Consider the following 230-nt stretch of genomic DNA (forward strand, 5'->3'; position numbering starts at 1 on the left):
GAACGAGGTTCTTGTCCTTGCCGTAAAGTTTGAAAACCCGGGTGGCGGGTGCGTACGCCGCGGCGAGTTGCTCAGCAGTGAGCGGTTTCCCACCACCGGACACGCCGCCGGCGATGACGACTTGTTGCCTGCTGCACAGCGCCGCGAGGTGAGCGACATCGCCGATATCCCGCAGGATGCCGGGGACGATCAGGCCGAGCCGTTGGTTCGTATACGGCTCGTCGCTCACG

At 64.3% G+C, this 230-nt stretch carries 1 protein-coding gene; it reads right to left on the minus strand.

Features of this window, described 5'->3' with window-relative positions; all coding sequences use genetic code 11:
* The coding region (locus tag KZZ04_RS21000; RefSeq protein ID WP_219424149.1) for a hypothetical protein at positions 1–230 on the minus strand (230 nt) is incomplete at both ends.

Origin of the sequence: Pseudoalteromonas sp. CR1, assembly GCF_019392235.1 — a bacterium.
GTDB lineage: Bacteria > Pseudomonadota > Gammaproteobacteria > Enterobacterales > Alteromonadaceae > Pseudoalteromonas.